Origin of the sequence: Dyadobacter sp. CY312, from assembly GCF_021390535.1 — a bacterium.
GTDB lineage: Bacteria > Bacteroidota > Bacteroidia > Cytophagales > Spirosomataceae > Dyadobacter.
On sequence record NZ_JAJUXG010000027.1, the window covers coordinates 34,309 to 49,098 of the forward strand.

Annotated in this window: 13 protein-coding genes and 1 pseudogene; 10 read left to right on the forward strand and 4 right to left on the reverse strand. The window is 42.0% G+C overall.

Annotation, left to right across the window (positions count from 1 at the left end; all coding sequences use genetic code 11):
• Positions 1-72: 72 nt before the first annotated feature.
• Complete coding sequence (locus LZG71_RS27825) at positions 73-645, reverse strand: antirestriction protein ArdA (RefSeq protein WP_233826051.1); 573 nt, start codon at positions 643-645, stop codon at positions 73-75.
• Positions 646-1,048: 403 nt separating this feature from the next.
• On the opposite strand from LZG71_RS27825, the gene LZG71_RS27830 reads away from it, so the two are divergent.
• From LZG71_RS27830 to LZG71_RS27860, 7 genes are all read left to right on the forward strand, one after another.
• Positions 1,049-2,143 carry an AAA family ATPase gene (locus LZG71_RS27830; protein ID WP_233826053.1) on the forward strand — a complete coding sequence of 365 codons (1,095 nt, stop codon included), beginning with the start codon at positions 1,049-1,051 and terminating at the stop codon, positions 2,141-2,143.
• A 3-nt stretch (positions 2,144-2,146) separates the two neighbouring features.
• The gene (locus LZG71_RS27835; protein ID WP_233826055.1) at positions 2,147-4,516 is read left to right on the forward strand and encodes a S8 family peptidase; all 2,370 of its coding nucleotides are present in this window, start codon (positions 2,147-2,149) and stop codon (positions 4,514-4,516) included.
• Between the two features lie 252 nt (positions 4,517-4,768).
• Entirely contained in the window at positions 4,769-5,029 is a 261-nt protein-coding gene (locus LZG71_RS27840) for a hypothetical protein (protein ID WP_233826057.1), read from the forward strand.
• Between the two features lie 31 nt (positions 5,030-5,060).
• Positions 5,061-5,234, forward strand: a complete 174-nt coding sequence (locus LZG71_RS27845) for a hypothetical protein (protein ID WP_233826059.1) — start codon at positions 5,061-5,063, stop codon at positions 5,232-5,234.
• 165 nt (positions 5,235-5,399) lie between these two features.
• Positions 5,400-6,128, forward strand: coding sequence for a restriction endonuclease (locus LZG71_RS27850; RefSeq protein ID WP_233826061.1), 729 nt, complete (start codon positions 5,400-5,402; stop codon positions 6,126-6,128).
• Between the two features lie 20 nt (positions 6,129-6,148).
• The gene (locus tag LZG71_RS27855; RefSeq protein ID WP_233826063.1) at positions 6,149-6,457 is read left to right on the forward strand and encodes a hypothetical protein; all 309 of its coding nucleotides are present in this window, start codon (positions 6,149-6,151) and stop codon (positions 6,455-6,457) included.
• Positions 6,458-6,658: 201 nt separating this feature from the next.
• Positions 6,659-7,579 carry a DUF2971 domain-containing protein gene (locus LZG71_RS27860; RefSeq protein WP_233826064.1) on the forward strand — a complete coding sequence of 307 codons (921 nt, stop codon included), beginning with the start codon at positions 6,659-6,661 and terminating at the stop codon, positions 7,577-7,579.
• Positions 7,580-8,069: 490 nt separating this feature from the next.
• Here the strand turns inward: LZG71_RS27860 and LZG71_RS27865 are convergent, their stop codons facing one another.
• Positions 8,070-11,528: a DEAD/DEAH box helicase gene (locus LZG71_RS27865; protein ID WP_233826066.1), complete on the reverse strand. Its 3,459-nt coding sequence runs from the start codon at positions 11,526-11,528 to the stop codon at positions 8,070-8,072.
• Between the two features lie 12 nt (positions 11,529-11,540).
• Positions 11,541-12,407, reverse strand: a complete 867-nt coding sequence (locus LZG71_RS27870; RefSeq protein ID WP_233826068.1) for a HEPN domain-containing protein — start codon at positions 12,405-12,407, stop codon at positions 11,541-11,543.
• A 172-nt stretch (positions 12,408-12,579) separates the two neighbouring features.
• Between LZG71_RS27870 and LZG71_RS27875 the strand changes: the two genes are divergently transcribed.
• From LZG71_RS27875 to LZG71_RS27885, 3 genes and pseudogenes are all read left to right on the forward strand, one after another.
• The gene (locus tag LZG71_RS27875; RefSeq protein ID WP_233826070.1) at positions 12,580-13,017 is read left to right on the forward strand and encodes a helix-turn-helix transcriptional regulator; all 438 of its coding nucleotides are present in this window, start codon (positions 12,580-12,582) and stop codon (positions 13,015-13,017) included.
• 198 nt (positions 13,018-13,215) lie between these two features.
• Positions 13,216-13,827: pseudogene (locus LZG71_RS27880) on the forward strand (transglutaminase domain-containing protein); the annotation flags it as partial.
• 113 nt (positions 13,828-13,940) lie between these two features.
• Positions 13,941-14,147 (forward strand): hypothetical protein, encoded by a 207-nt coding sequence (locus LZG71_RS27885; protein WP_233826074.1) that lies wholly within the window; start codon positions 13,941-13,943, stop codon positions 14,145-14,147.
• Between the two features lie 137 nt (positions 14,148-14,284).
• On the opposite strand, the gene LZG71_RS27890 is transcribed toward LZG71_RS27885, so the two are convergent.
• Entirely contained in the window at positions 14,285-14,707 is a 423-nt protein-coding gene (locus tag LZG71_RS27890; RefSeq protein WP_310587795.1) for a hypothetical protein, read from the reverse strand.
• Between the last annotated feature and the right edge of the window lie 83 nt (positions 14,708-14,790).

The window sequence follows — 14,790 nt, forward strand, 5'->3', positions numbered from 1 at the left end:
AGTCAGGAGGATCTAAAAAAAATCAAACCGGAGCCTACTGTCTTTGTAGTGACAATAAGCCCCGGACAGGTTTTAATGATCCGCAAATACATGTCCGTCATACTGAGAGTATCCTTCTAAGAACAGATCTCTTGCGAAGGCTTTATAATCAAAATATCTTTCCAGTGACTCCGGGACATCCGATAGCATTCCTGTATCTTCGATATACTGGTAAGCGAACTCTATTTCAGCATCTTTCATCGATCCGCCGAAATATCCCTGATAACTTTCTTCGAATTCTTGTACGGTTTCATCCAAATCATTTCCATTCGAAGGCCAGGACACAATGCTCGAACAGTAAATCTCAAATGCTTGTGCACGTTCTTCTCTCATTTCATCGGTAATTTCAAAATATCTGAAAGTGTTTTCATGGAGCCAGGATTCTGAGATCAGAAAATCTGGAATGCTTTCCCAATCCTGGAACATTAACTCAGGACGGCAGCCGCTGCTGAGAACCTCGTTTCCGTGGTATTCATAACAGTCCTTGTAAAAATCTTTGGTATCGGTGTAGCCTGAAAGGCCAAACCATTTCCCGAAGAGTGAGCCGTCATTGTATTTGCCGTACGTACCTACATAAATTTTTGGAGTGTTTTCAATGAATTCCATGATTGAAAGTCTTTAAAAGAAGCTTGGCTCCGGCGTTGTGCTCAGAGCAATCGCTAGCTCCACTCAAAGAGAAAATGACGGGGTTTACCCCTCGGCTGCAAGTGCATCAGGCGGTTTAAGGAGCGGCACAGGCCGCGGTAAATAGCCAGATACGCTTGCAACCGTCATTTTTTACTTTGTAACTTTCGTTGCTATGACTGACAACCCTGTGCGGCTGGATACGCTTCAAAGTGGCGCAAAAAATTACACTCGGGTTAACAACTGATATCTAAGGTTTATCAAGAATATCCATATCGTTCAAATATTACATTTAAAAGAAATTAAATTACGAATAATATTTTTTCTGTACGGTATTTTGTATTTTAATTACACATAATGTATATTTGAATCAAAATATTGCCTTATGTATACCGAAATATTGAAAATTATCGAAGGAGGATTGTCTAAGGACTTTAAAAAAGTACACAATTACTCGAAACTCTTAGCAGACAAACTAGCGAAGGATGGGGATGAAAAGATGGCAAAGCTGATTTTGCGCGCCATCGAAAACGGACCTGCTACAACAGTTGTGATGGATGAACTAATGACCACTCCCGTCGATCAGGAAAGCAGACTTAGCATTGTCGATATTTCAAGACCGATTAGTGGCAGAACTCCGGTTATACTACCTCAGTTAATTGAAAATAAAATTAATGATTTTATAAACGTTGTAAAACATCAAAGTGACTTGATTAAAAATGGCATAGAAACAACAAACACGCTTTTATTGTATGGCAAACCGGGTTGCGGAAAGACTACTGTAGCGCAATACATCTCTGACAGAACAGGCCTACCTCTGGTAGTAGCAAGATTTGATGCTATTGTCTCATCCTTACTGGGCAATACAGCAAAAAATATTAGGAAGATATTTGATTTTGCAGATAATAAACCATGTATACTATTTCTTGACGAATTCGATGCTATTGCAAAAGCTAGGGACGACCAATATGAACTTGGCGAACTTAAAAGAGTGATTAACAGCCTATTGCAAAATATTGACGCTTTTGCAAGTCATAATATATTAATCGCCGCTACCAATCACCCCGAGCTCTTAGATAAAGCGATATGGCGTAGATTCAATACGGTTATCGAAATTAGCGCTCCGCAGGAAGCTGAGGTATCTCAGCTGATCAAAGTTTTCACAGCCAGATTCAAAACAGACTTTATAGAGGATGAAAGACGTCACGATAAGCTTGTGAAACTTCTGACGGGCAAATCTCCATCGGATATAAAGGGGATCATCAACAACGCAAAAGCCCACACGATCATTAATGGACGAGATACACTTGCTTACGAAGATTTATTGGTAGAGCTTTTTGAATTTTCCAACCATGGAGACTTATCTATCGAAAAGCTGGTTGAGTTTTTAAATGACAATGGCATTCCACAGGTGGCAATTGCTGAGCGGATGAAGATCTCCATCAGACAGGTAAGAAATTTTTTAAACAAAAATATCTAGGTCATGGCAGAAAAGAACCTCCCTGTAAAATTCTTTCAAAAAAGGCAGAAAGATGAGATGGACACCGAAGGCGGTGGAGAGCGGAAGATGCCAACTTGGGCAAGTCCTGCCATAGCGTCTCAGAAATCGGTTTATATCAGAGAAGTACTCCAAGATGTTTCTGTCAAATTGACGAATAAAGTCAAACAAAATAATTACATCCCTTCAGTGCTAAAGCTGAAAGTAAATGAAGACGCACTGGCGAAATCGTACCGTAAAGAAATCGGAAACCTATTCAATACCACAGAATTGAATATTATCGGTGTCAACGGAGTAGACGAGGTGTTGGTCAAAGTGGATGATGTTCAGGATCTTCTGGGAATGATCAGGAATTTTGAGAAAGCAAACAACGCATTTCCAAGCTACTCTACTGTGGTCGGGATATCTGCCATAAGTGATATTGAAGAATTCAAGCCCGAAATAGCCATCGATTCTAACACTGAAGACGATCACATCTTAAAAATAAAACTTTTCAATTATGGCAATATTGAGCTGGATGGCATACTGGCGAGAATGTTTGAACAGTTTTGCAATTCCAGAAAAATCTCTTTCAAACGCACTGTCTACTCCGGCGAGTTAAATATTTACCGGGTCGATGCCGTAACAACAGATGCGCTGGAATTTTTAAAAGATTTCGATGGTATTCAGCTAATTACTGAAATGCCTTCATACAATCTTACGCTTGACGAAGTGATAGAGGACACTGCAGTAGAGATCAAAATACCAAAGGCTGGTGTAGACTATCCTATAATTGGCGTTCTGGATACTGGAATTGCCAACATACCACATCTTTCGCCTTGGCTTCATCAGGATAACATTACATATTATACTGACGAGGACACCAACAAAAAGCATGGAACGGGTGTCGCCGGAATCCTGATTTACGGAGATATTCTTGAAGGAGTGGATTATACCGGGTTTGAAGGATGTAAATTATTTGAAGCGGTTGTGACGCCCGACCTTGCCAGGCAAAAAATATACGAAAGTGAATTGATAGAGCAGATCAGGGATGCGATAAGCAGATATGACCATATTAAGATATGGAATCTCTCTTTGGGAACAGATCAGGAAGTCGACTTAAGTGAATTTTCCGATTTTGCCAAGGCACTCGATGAAATACAGGAGCAGCATGATGTATTGATCTGTAAATCTGCCGGGAACTGTGATAATTTTAAAATACATGCACCGAAGCGCAGGATAACCAAGTCTGCTGATACAGTCAGAGGGCTTGTTGTTGGCTCTTTGACGCATGATCAAAGTCAGACGGATCACGCCGGTAAGCATCACCCGTCACCGTTTTCAAGAACGGGACCAGGGCCAGCGCATTTGATCAAGCCGGACATTGTTCACATGGGTGGAAATGCAGGAACGGACGCACGAAATAATGTGACTATAAGTCCTGTCAAATCTTTTTCATCGGATGGCAGGTTGGCAAAAATTATTGGTACAAGCTTTTCCACGCCAAGAATTTCAGCCATTGCGGCAGGGTTAAATTCTATGCTTAATGAAAGGTTTAACCCCACCCTGATAAAGGCTTTGATCATTCATTCTGCTAAATATCCGCCGGAAATGAAAATGGCGATTTCGGACAAAATTAACGCGGTTGGCTTCGGAATGCCATCTAATATATCCGATATCCTTTTTAACGAACCAAATGAAATCACGCTGATACTGCAGGATACGCTTGAAAAGGGGAATTTTATTGACATTCTTGATTTTCCGTTTCCACAAAGCATGGTAGATGAGGATGGCTATTTTTATGGAGAGATTACGGTCACACTTGTAACTGCTCCTATTTTGGAAGTTTCACAGGGAGCGGAATACTGTCAGTCCAACATCGATGTGATGCTTGGGACTTATGACGAAAAAACGGAGCGGGACACCTCAAAACCACAAATCAAAAATCCAATCGGTGCTGATGGACGGCAGAATATCCTTAGTAGCTCAGTCTATAGTAAAAGAGCCGGAAAGAATATGGATGTCCCGTTTGCCGCAGAAAGAATGCTGATTTCATACGGAGATAAGTATCAGCCTGTAAAAAAATGGTGTGTGAATTTTCAAGAATTCACAGAATCCAACAAGGAGAAATTTTTGAAAGCGCCTAAAAACTGGTATTTGAAAATCAAAGGGCTTTACCGTGATTTTTCAGAATCCAAGGCAGAAATCAATAAAGTGACGCTTGCACAGGACTTTTGTCTGATCATTAGCATAAAGGATACCAAAAGAAGAGGTAATATATACAATGAAGTCACCCAGTTATTGGATAATTTCAGCTTTATACATAGCAATGTGAAAATAAAAGAGGAAGTCAGATTACGTTTAAACAATGGTTAACTAACAAAAATACTACAGAAACAAAAAAATGCCCTGAAGCGCTAACTTCAAAGGCATTCAATTTAGAATGTATAAAGCTGTTGGTGGCTTATCCGGGTTGGTACCCCTTTGGCATTCTACTTTATTGTGCTTGAACGCTGCAAAGATATCAATTTGTTTAAATTATTCATCTGTGCACTACAATAAAGGAAAACACCATCCAGATAATCTCCGGCGCTGCAAGTTCGGGGTGGACATATAAATTTTTATAAAATGAAATTTGAAGGAGCTGTTCTAAAAGAGCAGGGTGTGACCTTCGCGATTGTAGTGGTAAAATCGCATGTATTGAACAGCCCCAACCAGTGTGACGAGGCCCGTGCAGCCTTCAGAGGCGCATTCCCCGGAGTGCCTATTATTTTGATGGCGCAGGATTCGCGTGGCACTCCAACGTATCAGGGTCGAAAGGATATCGTGAACTTCCTTAGTAAGATTCACGTCTCCCGAATTCCCTGGAAACAGTACAATTACAACTAACAGATTTAAAATCTTAAACAAATTTTTTCTTATGGCTAGAAATGGAAAAACAGGTGATGGACATCGGAATGGTGCTGTTACCGGAAGAACACAGGTTTACAACCCTACAACCGAAACATGGACGAAGCGCGATCGGGAAACCGGCAGGTTCATGGATGGAAAACAAGATGGTACTCCGTTCAAAGGCGTAACAAAAGAGAAGTAGGAGGAACGGTGTAAAAATAGCGGCCGTATATCCCTGAACGGTCGCTGTTTTTTTACCCATCATAGAATTTCAACATCATTATAGCTACCAGTTCAAATAGTCCACTTGACTTAGGTAGATAGGGAATTTTTACCTGATTTCAGGAAACTTTGTTTAAGACTGAGAATGAAACAACCAACAAGAACTATCAACCGACTGCATTTTTCGGACCTTGACCCGCTAAGATTTGAAGACCTCTGCCTGAGTATTGTTTCCAGAGCTGACACTTTTAAAGAAATCAATCATTTTGGCCGTAAGGGAGCAGATCTAGGTGTAGATATATTTGCGGTCCAAAACCTTGAAGGCAAGGAAAAAATTTGGTTCATACAATGCAAACGGTTCATTCGGATCGGTAAAGTAGATATCACCGACATCGTCAATAAAGTCGCGATGAATGCGGCATTACCTGACAAACTGCTGGTGATTGTAGCCTGCGATGTGAGCCGGAACCTTCATCAATATTTGAAAGATTATTCTAATGAAAAAGGAATCGCCGAGGTGGAAATCTGGACGGCGAGCGTTCTTGAAGCAAAGTTATACAAAGATTACAAGGATTTGCTTTTTGTATATTTTGGTGTACGGGTAGAGAAGAAAACCCAGGATAACGCCACCAGAATCAGGTACTCGCTCAGAATGAAGAAGCGTGTAGAAAAGGAACTAATAGATCATGAATATTTAAAGAAAAACAGGACTCCGGATCTGCTTTTGTTTAAACCCTATGCAAAATTTATCACTCATAAAGTCTACATACGATCAGTCGATGACACATCGTATCCCGACTCGGATGAAACACCAGATGGAAAGATTAGCCCCTGGTTCCGGACTTTTTTTATGATACTTACCATAACGGAATAGAATTCTGGCTCAATGTGGCGATGAGCACCCCTATTATTATGGATGAGCATGGATTTTGGGAGCCGTTAGACCATTTTGATAAGAGGAGAAATAGCCCCAAATACAAAACATTTTATGCTATTAAGATTGGAAGAATTCCTTATCATAACATCGTAGAGATTCTCCGGGAAGGAGATGAATACTTTTCTGAGCCGCATTTGTTCTGCAAATTTGATATCCAAGAAATGCCATATGAGGAGATTTATTACAAAACAGAAGGAGATCCTGAAAGAAAAATTCCGGACTGGGATTTGGACAAAACTCTAAGAACAGAATTTCCTGACGAATGAGAAGATATAGCTAAGGTAAAGAAGTTCGCGAAATTCCTACTTTGCGATTCTACCGGTTGAAAATATAGGAAAACGAAATTCTATAAACCAATATCGAGCTGCTAACTAAACGCCTCAGCGTCTGTCAACTGCTGACACCTGATGGGGTGAATTGAAGAAAATGTAACTGTAACCTAGTATTATGTGAAATACATCCACGAAATGAGAATCTTCAAATATCTGCCGCCCGATAGAATCGATGTCATCTTAATCTTAAACCAGAACATTCGTTTCACACAACCACATTACCTAAACGATACTTTCGAAGCGATACCGTACCTTTCTGGAATAGACACAGCGGAAAAAATTGACGATTTGTTTGACAAAGAAATTCCGAAGATTATTAATGGGCAAGACATACTTAACAATTTTAGTATACAACTTCAGGAAGTTGTCAAAGCAAACCCTGATATTGATCCAAATGCAATTATTGATATTATTAAGACAGTTGAACCGGATAAATTACTGAGTACATTAGTCAAGCCATTTCTGAAATCCATGAATTTGCAGCCAGCGAACGACGATTTGGTTGAGAAGTTCCGGGAAGGGTTTCAGAATAAACTTGGAATCCTTAGCCTAACACAGAGAAATGACAATTTGCTGATGTGGGCACATTACACACAAGGCGATACTGGCTTTGTAATTGAGTTCAATCACTCAGGAGACCTTTTGAAAAATAGGAAATCATCTATTGCATGTTTAAACGAAATTAGCGAGGTACGGTACAGAGAGGAAAGACCGGAATTATATTTATTTAAAACGCTTACTCCAAATCAAGAATGGATTGAAGCATTAGCCGCAGATGTGTTTTCAACAAAAGGACTATCCTGGGAATATGAACAGGAACTTAGGGTTGTAAAAGGGTTGCAAGAGTGTTCCTGTGTCAACGAAAGTCTTGGCATTTTTCTATATCACTTCGATGCCGCGGAGATATCGAACATTTACATGGGGATGAAGATAGGTAGTGCCATTGAAGAACGGATCAAGGGCGTTTTGTCTGAATCCAGATATGGTCATATTGGACTATTTAAAGCATTTCAGAGTAGTAAGGAGTATCGAATGGATTTTCGAAAACTTATTTAAGCTGTAAATCTAACTTAGAACCCAATAAACCTGCTTCCGTCAGATTTTACCTTTAATGAAAAATGCACCTAGATATTTTCCAGTAGAGAAAACAACCGCGGCTTCGGAAAGAATTGAGAATTTGATTCTAGTATTTATGAGGTCGATTTACCCAATCAGTTATTTGATAAAGAATTAACTACAACATCTCCTAGAACGTGTAGCCATGAAAAATTGGAAGGTTTAGACATTATTAATTTCTACCATCTTTCCAGCCCCAACAGGAGTAAATACATTCTCCGTTCCGCAAAGTAGCGTAGCCATCCGTCGTTACGTCACTTGCAAAAAGTGATCATGGAAACTTTCAACCTTTAAAGAGCCTGCTTTTCAGTTAACCAGACTTTGTCAAAGTAGGTTGAGAATTTCGGAAGGTTTCTTTGAGATCTTCCATAAGCTAGACCTGATCCTGTGACATTGATATTTTTATGGTAACCGCTTCCATGCAATTTATCTAGCTAAACAATTCAAGAATATCCTCCGCGCTCATAGATTTAAGTACTCCATCTGCTGACGAGACAAGCTCGTCAGCCAGCTGACGTTTTTGCGCCTGCATTGTCAGGATTTTTTCTTCCAGAGTATCCTTGCAGATCATCCTGTAAGCCATCACGTTATTTGTTTGCCCGATTCGGTAGCAGCGGTCAATGGCTTGTGACTCGGCCGCAGGGTTCCACCACGGGTCTACAAGAAAAACATACTCGGCAGCGGTGAGATTCAGGCCGGTACCACCTGCTTTCAGACTGATCAGAAATACACGTGTGTGATCATCGTTTTGAAAGAGGTCCACCATTTTTCTTCTTTGATCTTCTTTCGTCTTGCCATCCAGATAAGCATATCCGAGCTGGGATTTTTCGAGCTCCTGTCTGATCAGCCCGAGAAACCCGGTAAAACTTGAAAACACCAGTACTTTGTGGAAGGGCGTTATTTCTTTCAACCGGCGCATGAGTTCCTTGATTTTCGCAGGCTCAGCTTCCTGCTCAACCTGAGCTTCAACCAACACAGGCGCATTGCAAATTTGACGGAGTTTCAAAAGGCCTGCCAGTGCATACAATTTGGAGTTGACGGCACCCGCTTCGTTGATTTTTTCTTTAATTGCCTTTTGATAACGGATGCGGTAGGCATCGTAGACAGCGCGCTGTTGGGTTTCCATCTCGCAGTAAATGACCATTTCCGTTTTTTCTGGCAGGTCTTTGGCTACCTGCTGTTTGGTTCGCCTGAGAATAAAAGTGTTAATTACCTTTTGCAGGTAAGCTATCCCATCCGTTTCCATTTTGTTTGCGAGCAGTTTATTGAACCCACGCAAACTTCCCAATATGCCGGGATTGACAAAGTTCATCAGGGCATAAAGATCATTACCACTGTTTTCAACGGGGGTCCCCGTCATTGCCAGTCTGATACGTGCATCCAGGATGCTGACTGCTTTGTAGCGCTGTGAGGCCTGGTTTTTAATGGCCTGCGCCTCATCAAGGATCAGATATTCGAACTGGGCATGCCTGAGTATATCGATATCATGCAGCACCGTTTTATAGGTGGTCAAAATAACATCACCTGAATCAAGCCGTGAGGCCTGCTGTTGTCTGAATGCACCATGATAGCGGACTACGCGAAGATCCGGTGTAAACTTTTCCGCTTCCTGCTGCCAGTTAAATAAGAGCGAGGTCGGTACAATCAAAAGACTTGGCCTGGTATGCAGACCATTTTGATACACCTTTTGCAAAAGTGTTAACACTTGCAAGGTCTTTCCCAGCCCCATATCGTCAGCCAAAATTCCTCCCCAACCATTGTCTTTTAAAAACATCAGCCAGTCAAACCCTTCCTTCTGGTACGCACGAAGTGTCGCCCGCACGTTATCAGGTACTTGTCTGTCTGTAATAACTTTGACCTTCGGTGCATGACTTTTCAGGCTTTCGGCAAATCCTTGCAGGCCCTGCTGGCCTGACTGACCGTTGAGCTGATCCAGTAACTGAGCATGAAAGCCCGACAGACGCATCCCTGATTTTGAGGGTTGCGAAAAGGACATAACAGTTTTCAGCTTCTTTTGCCAACTGGCTGGGATGGTGGCACGTGTTCCGTCTTTAAGTGTGAGCTGCCCGTCATTTTCCAAAATCGCGTGTCTGAGCACTTCACTACTTATTGAAATCTGAGAACATGTTGCTTTCAAAGTAATCTCAAACCAGTCTTTATCTGCATGAATGCCCATTCGGATATCTACCAGATTCATGTAGCCTGCCAGTGCTTCAATGTCCTCGATGCCCGTTACAGTTATCTGATTTTCTTTCAGCTTTGATAGCATATCGGGCAAACAACCTGTGTTTAGAATGGTTGTCTTATGCAAGGAAAAGTAGTCTCCATTTTTGCAAGTCTGGCTTGCAAAATCAGTATGTAGTAATCTTACAAGCTCTGATAGAGCAGCTTCTTTGGCTTTGTTACGGATGAAAATGACCGGATGCGCGTGAATCTCAATCCAGCTGGTTCCGCTACTTAAAGTTGGCACCAGCAATTCTTGTCCGTAGTCCACCTGCGGCTGAAAGCAAAAAGAACCAGCCTGCTCGAAGATCCGCAGCTGCATTTGCAGTACCTGCAAAATTCTATGATCTACGCCAACAGAATCATATTGAAATGGGTAATGCCGCGTCAGGAATTGCAGTACAGATTTATTAAAATGCTCAAAATGAATGTCCATCACTGTAAGTACCTGCCCGGTTCTTGTAAGCGATGTGATCAGATCAATATCTCTGAGCGTAGATACTAAAAGATATGCATCACTGACTTTATCGAAAACAAAAAGTGGAGACCTCGCAGGAAAAAGCTCGTAGCAGTCCATTGGGTTTGGGTCTTTCAACACGTGTAGCTGTAACCGGTAATAGGCTTCTTGTTTGGTCAAAGTAAAACTTATGCCAACTTCTGAATTTGCCGCCTGGAAAGGTTTTGTATACCCCTTCTTGGGTTTGTGATCAAATTTGATCTTGCGCCCGTCACTATACCGGTTTACAAAACGCTCACCAGCCAGCAGCGCATGCGCCCTCGACCAAAGATCAAGCAAACGCTGCCGGTATATTTGAATTTGTGAAACTTCGGGAGTAGTGTATTTCGATACCACTTCCTCCAGGCTCTGGCCAGTATTTGACGTCTGGATCTGCAACAACTGATCTGTGGTAGTTTGAATCCGTGAGCCGATTGCATTTAACATCAACTGCTGGTCCGTGAAAACAATGTGTTCGGGCGCTGAACTGGTCTGGAAAATGGTACTGAAGGATTTAATAGCACTACCATCATTTAGCAGCTGCCCGGTGAACCCTGCCAGAAAAGGAAAGTGATCTTGCCGGAAAATAGTATACAGACTGTAACCGACCTGGTCATGAGTGATGGTTGACTGCTGCTGATCCGCCATTGGTTCGGACTGTGGTGCAGAAATCTTCTGGCTCGGTATGTAAACATTGCCAAGCGTTTCGGCTGCTTCGAACCGGATACCTTCCAAGCTGGTTTTCGCCTCAAACAGATCCGGATATTCTTCTGCCAGTTTGAATAGGTCAGGCTTGTAGAATCTCGAAAAGTATTCCTGGCCCCTGCGACTCACCAATGTCACGAGCACTTTGTGGCTATGTGCGCACAGTTTTTCTGTGTGCTCTTTACAGCTGCAGCAAACCAGCAGATGCGCGGGCAGGATGGTTATCCGTAGTCTTGTCAACAGTTTGCCGAAAGGTACTTGAAGATCAAGAACCTGATCTTTGTATCCGACAAAGGTGATGTCGAAGTAAGAGAGTTTATTGTTGCGGACAGTGTTACTAAGCACATGATGCGCATCAATGGTCTGCTCTGTGAGCGTGAAATTTTGATCCTCAAACGGGATCTGGTAATCCACATTTGCAGTGCGTTGCACGGGCGGCACAACTGTGAGAACAGGATTCTTCATAGTAACAGGAGTTTAAAGTGTGGCAACCATATTTGTTTGCTCCTGGAGTGAAGCGAGTTTGCAGCTGCAAAGCGCATCACTGACGTCTTTGAACACTTCCACTTTTTTTAGTAATGCCTCAGCCTGATGAGCGGTGACATGAAAATCGTTTTGATAGCGGGTATCCAGATAGGCGCGGTTAAGCTTTTGGAGCAGGATCTGATCTTGTTTACTATTGGTGAAGATCTGCGGAATCTTTGGTGAGAAGTAGCAGCAGAGTGCAAGCAACCTTGAAAGATGATGGATATTGTACCGGTATCCCATCCATACCCTGATCAGACCAATGGCTGACTGCTCCATGGCTTGATGCAGCAAAAACAGGCAAAGCTTGAAATCCTGATCGATAAAGCGCTGACGGGCCGAAGCAAGAAACCCCTTGGACACTGCGCTGTGATGGATAAAATACTGCCGGGCATCTTCATGGTATTGCGCAGGGGTACCAGAGTGATCGTAAGACAGGGTGTTGTAACCGTCCGATGTTTTTAATAGGAGTCCGGTTTTGAATACCTCGCCCAAAAAGCGGTTGCCATCAGCCAGGAGTTTGCCGACCTGCCCGCTCCAATGGGAAAGGACCGTTATTTGAAGGTCGGGGAATTGATGATTCAAAAAGTCCTGAATCGTGTGCTGCTGACCTTGGCGGGTGTGTGTAACAACCAAAATGCAGTAGGCCTTAAACTCTGCATAGTGGTTTGTGGCAAAACAGCTGCAATCAGCAGATGCCGCTTGCCGAAAGCCAAACAGGAAGATGTGTTCGATTTCAAACTTGTGGCAGATCGCCTCGACAATACCGGAGAGGTCGTGCTGCTGATCTTCGCTTAATATATGCCCATTCAGTTCCATAATGTGCTCTTTTTTACCCGTTAACAGAAATGATAACATGAAGTAAATCTGCTGACAGCGTATAATCCATTCCCGACTTTTCTATTTTAGACCTGCGGAAGAATAAAATATACCGAATAGGCACAGAAGAGAATGTTTTGCAGATTCGGCTAAAACCGGTTAACTTGCTATTATGAATATGACAGGTGACAAAACAGGAAAAATCCATCACGGCAGAAACATCAAACGTTTCCGCGAGATGCTTGGAATTAAACAGGAAGGTTTGGCCTTTGAAATGGGAGAAGATTGGAGCCAGAAGAGGGTGTCTCTTTTAGAACAGAAAGAAGAAATTGAGCAGGACATTCTTGAACAGGTGGCTCAAATTCTTAAAGTGCCTGCCGAAGCAATCAAAAATTTTGATGAAGAGGCGGCGATTGTAAATATTCAGAATAATTATCAGGGATCTTCTGTTAATTCAAGCCCAGCGTATGCAGTTAACTGCACCTTCAATCCTATCGAGAAATTGATGGAAGCGCTTGACGAAAACAAGAAGTTATACGAACGTCTGCTTCAATCGGAAAAAGAAAAAGTCGAATTACTACAAACGCTTCTCGGTAAAGACAAAGCATAACTTATAAAATCAGGTTGCATTGATCCCTTTAAGGCATATCAACAGATTTATTTACGCATTTCTGCTGTCTGGGCTGTGCCCATTACTGTCCACAGCCCAGACAGCAGAGCTTGATTCTGTACTAGGCATTATCAAATACAAATCAGACACAATAAGGTCGATCTTTGACTATGTGCAGATGAGAGACAGTATGATACAGATAGAACACAGATGCTTCGCCCCAGTTATCAACTTAACTGGTCATCAAAGTCAATTGTACTGGAAACAATTAGAAGGCGTAAGGGCGTTTGTGAACACTATGCGGAGCTTTTAAATGCGCTTCTCAGACGTGCTGGCTATGAGTCATACACAGTTTCCGGTTATGTGAAGGAGCCAACGAAAATAAATGATAAGGTAGCCCACGCATGGAATGCTGTGAGAACTTCTAAAGGCTGGTATCTGTATGATCCTACATGGTCTTCTGGCACCGTTGATGGAAATTTTCAGTTCGTCAAGCATCTTAACGACACATGGTATCAAGTTCCACCGCAGGAGTTTATTCTGTCCCATATACCTTTTGATCCTATCTGGCAGCTGTTGAACCCGCCACTTTCCAATCACCGGATCAAAGCCAACCACTTTGACTTTGTGAAGTCCAATAACTACAATTTTCAGGATTCAATTACGGCCGACATCTCAAAACCTGAGAAGCTGGCCCTAACAGCAAGACTTGCACGTATACAAAGTGTTGGGATTACAAACAAGCTGATTGAGCAGTACGCCAAAATCTTAGAGCGAGATTATCCTACAACACCCTATCTGAAAACCTGAAATTAGTTAACGGTTCGCTCAGCTCGGTAATCTTTCAGTATAACATTTACATCACTGCAAAAAACATACAGTTTAGAAAACCACAGTGGTCTGATCCGCAGCTAAGCAGCACGATGGATTTATTAAAGACCAATGTTCGGGCGTGTGCAGCGCTACTGGAAACCATCAAGACACAGGAGCCTGATGCAATACGACATCTTGCTGAGCTTAAAACCAAGATTTCTGAAACAGAAAAATCTATTAGTCAGGAAGATGAGTTTGTGACCAGGTACATTTCAACGAAAAAGCCTTTCAGACTATCCCATTTTTATAAAAGATAACCCAGGTATTGGCTTGGGTGTATTAGTAATACGCATTGTGGTTAAGCTAGCTTAACCAGGAGCACTGAATTAGAAAGCACTCCTGGGCTAAAATTATTTACTCTGCGATTTCTTCTCTGCGTTTGCGACCACGGGGCTTACCGGTATATGGTGGGCTCTGAACTAATAAGCCCCAATTCAAAACCAACAACGCCTTCCTGATAATTAAAAAGGCTAACAGTGAAAGTATACTTGGCACTTTCAAAATCAATACCGCCTTTTTTCAAGATAAAACTTAACGGAATCACACCACCTCTTCCACTTTTTTCAAGAGAAAAACTTCCCTGCTCGTCATCCGATGGAATCAGGTACAAAGATTTGATTTTCCTTTTGCCTTCCAGCGTTCCGATTTTAAAATAGGGTAACGTGGCTTCGATTCCCAATTCTTCTAGTGTGGCTTTTGGAAACACGAGTTTACCAGTTGCAGACACATATCCGGTAGGTAACTTTTTTGACTTTTCGGCTTTCTGACCGGAAGTATTATCCTGCGGAGAGAAGAATTTTATTGGTTTGATTTTCATAACGATTGATTTATTCTTAGTGATTACTTCTACGAAAATAGCGCATTAAAGATTCTTTCCATTAATTGCTTTGTATTGAATGT

What these genes read in the sequence shown, in the direction of transcription:
- LZG71_RS27825 (WP_233826051.1), bottom strand. Translation starts at nt 645, where the DNA reads ATGGAATTCATTGAAAACACTCCAAAAATTTATGTAGGTACGTACGGC.
- LZG71_RS27830 (WP_233826053.1), top strand. Translation starts at nt 1,049, where the DNA reads ATGTATACCGAAATATTGAAAATTATCGAAGGAGGATTGTCTAAGGAC.
- LZG71_RS27835 (WP_233826055.1), top strand. Translation starts at nt 2,147, where the DNA reads ATGGCAGAAAAGAACCTCCCTGTAAAATTCTTTCAAAAAAGGCAGAAA.
- LZG71_RS27840 (WP_233826057.1), top strand. Translation starts at nt 4,769, where the DNA reads ATGAAATTTGAAGGAGCTGTTCTAAAAGAGCAGGGTGTGACCTTCGCG.
- LZG71_RS27845 (WP_233826059.1), top strand. Translation starts at nt 5,061, where the DNA reads ATGGCTAGAAATGGAAAAACAGGTGATGGACATCGGAATGGTGCTGTT.
- LZG71_RS27850 (WP_233826061.1), top strand. Translation starts at nt 5,400, where the DNA reads ATGAAACAACCAACAAGAACTATCAACCGACTGCATTTTTCGGACCTT.
- LZG71_RS27855 (WP_233826063.1), top strand. Translation starts at nt 6,149, where the DNA reads ATGAGCACCCCTATTATTATGGATGAGCATGGATTTTGGGAGCCGTTA.
- LZG71_RS27860 (WP_233826064.1), top strand. Translation starts at nt 6,659, where the DNA reads ATGAGAATCTTCAAATATCTGCCGCCCGATAGAATCGATGTCATCTTA.
- LZG71_RS27865 (WP_233826066.1), bottom strand. Translation starts at nt 11,528, where the DNA reads ATGAAGAATCCTGTTCTCACAGTTGTGCCGCCCGTGCAACGCACTGCA.
- LZG71_RS27870 (WP_233826068.1), bottom strand. Translation starts at nt 12,407, where the DNA reads ATGGAACTGAATGGGCATATATTAAGCGAAGATCAGCAGCACGACCTC.
- LZG71_RS27875 (WP_233826070.1), top strand. Translation starts at nt 12,580, where the DNA reads ATGAATATGACAGGTGACAAAACAGGAAAAATCCATCACGGCAGAAAC.
- LZG71_RS27885 (WP_233826074.1), top strand. Translation starts at nt 13,941, where the DNA reads ATGGATTTATTAAAGACCAATGTTCGGGCGTGTGCAGCGCTACTGGAA.
- LZG71_RS27890 (WP_310587795.1), bottom strand. Translation starts at nt 14,707, where the DNA reads ATGAAAATCAAACCAATAAAATTCTTCTCTCCGCAGGATAATACTTCC.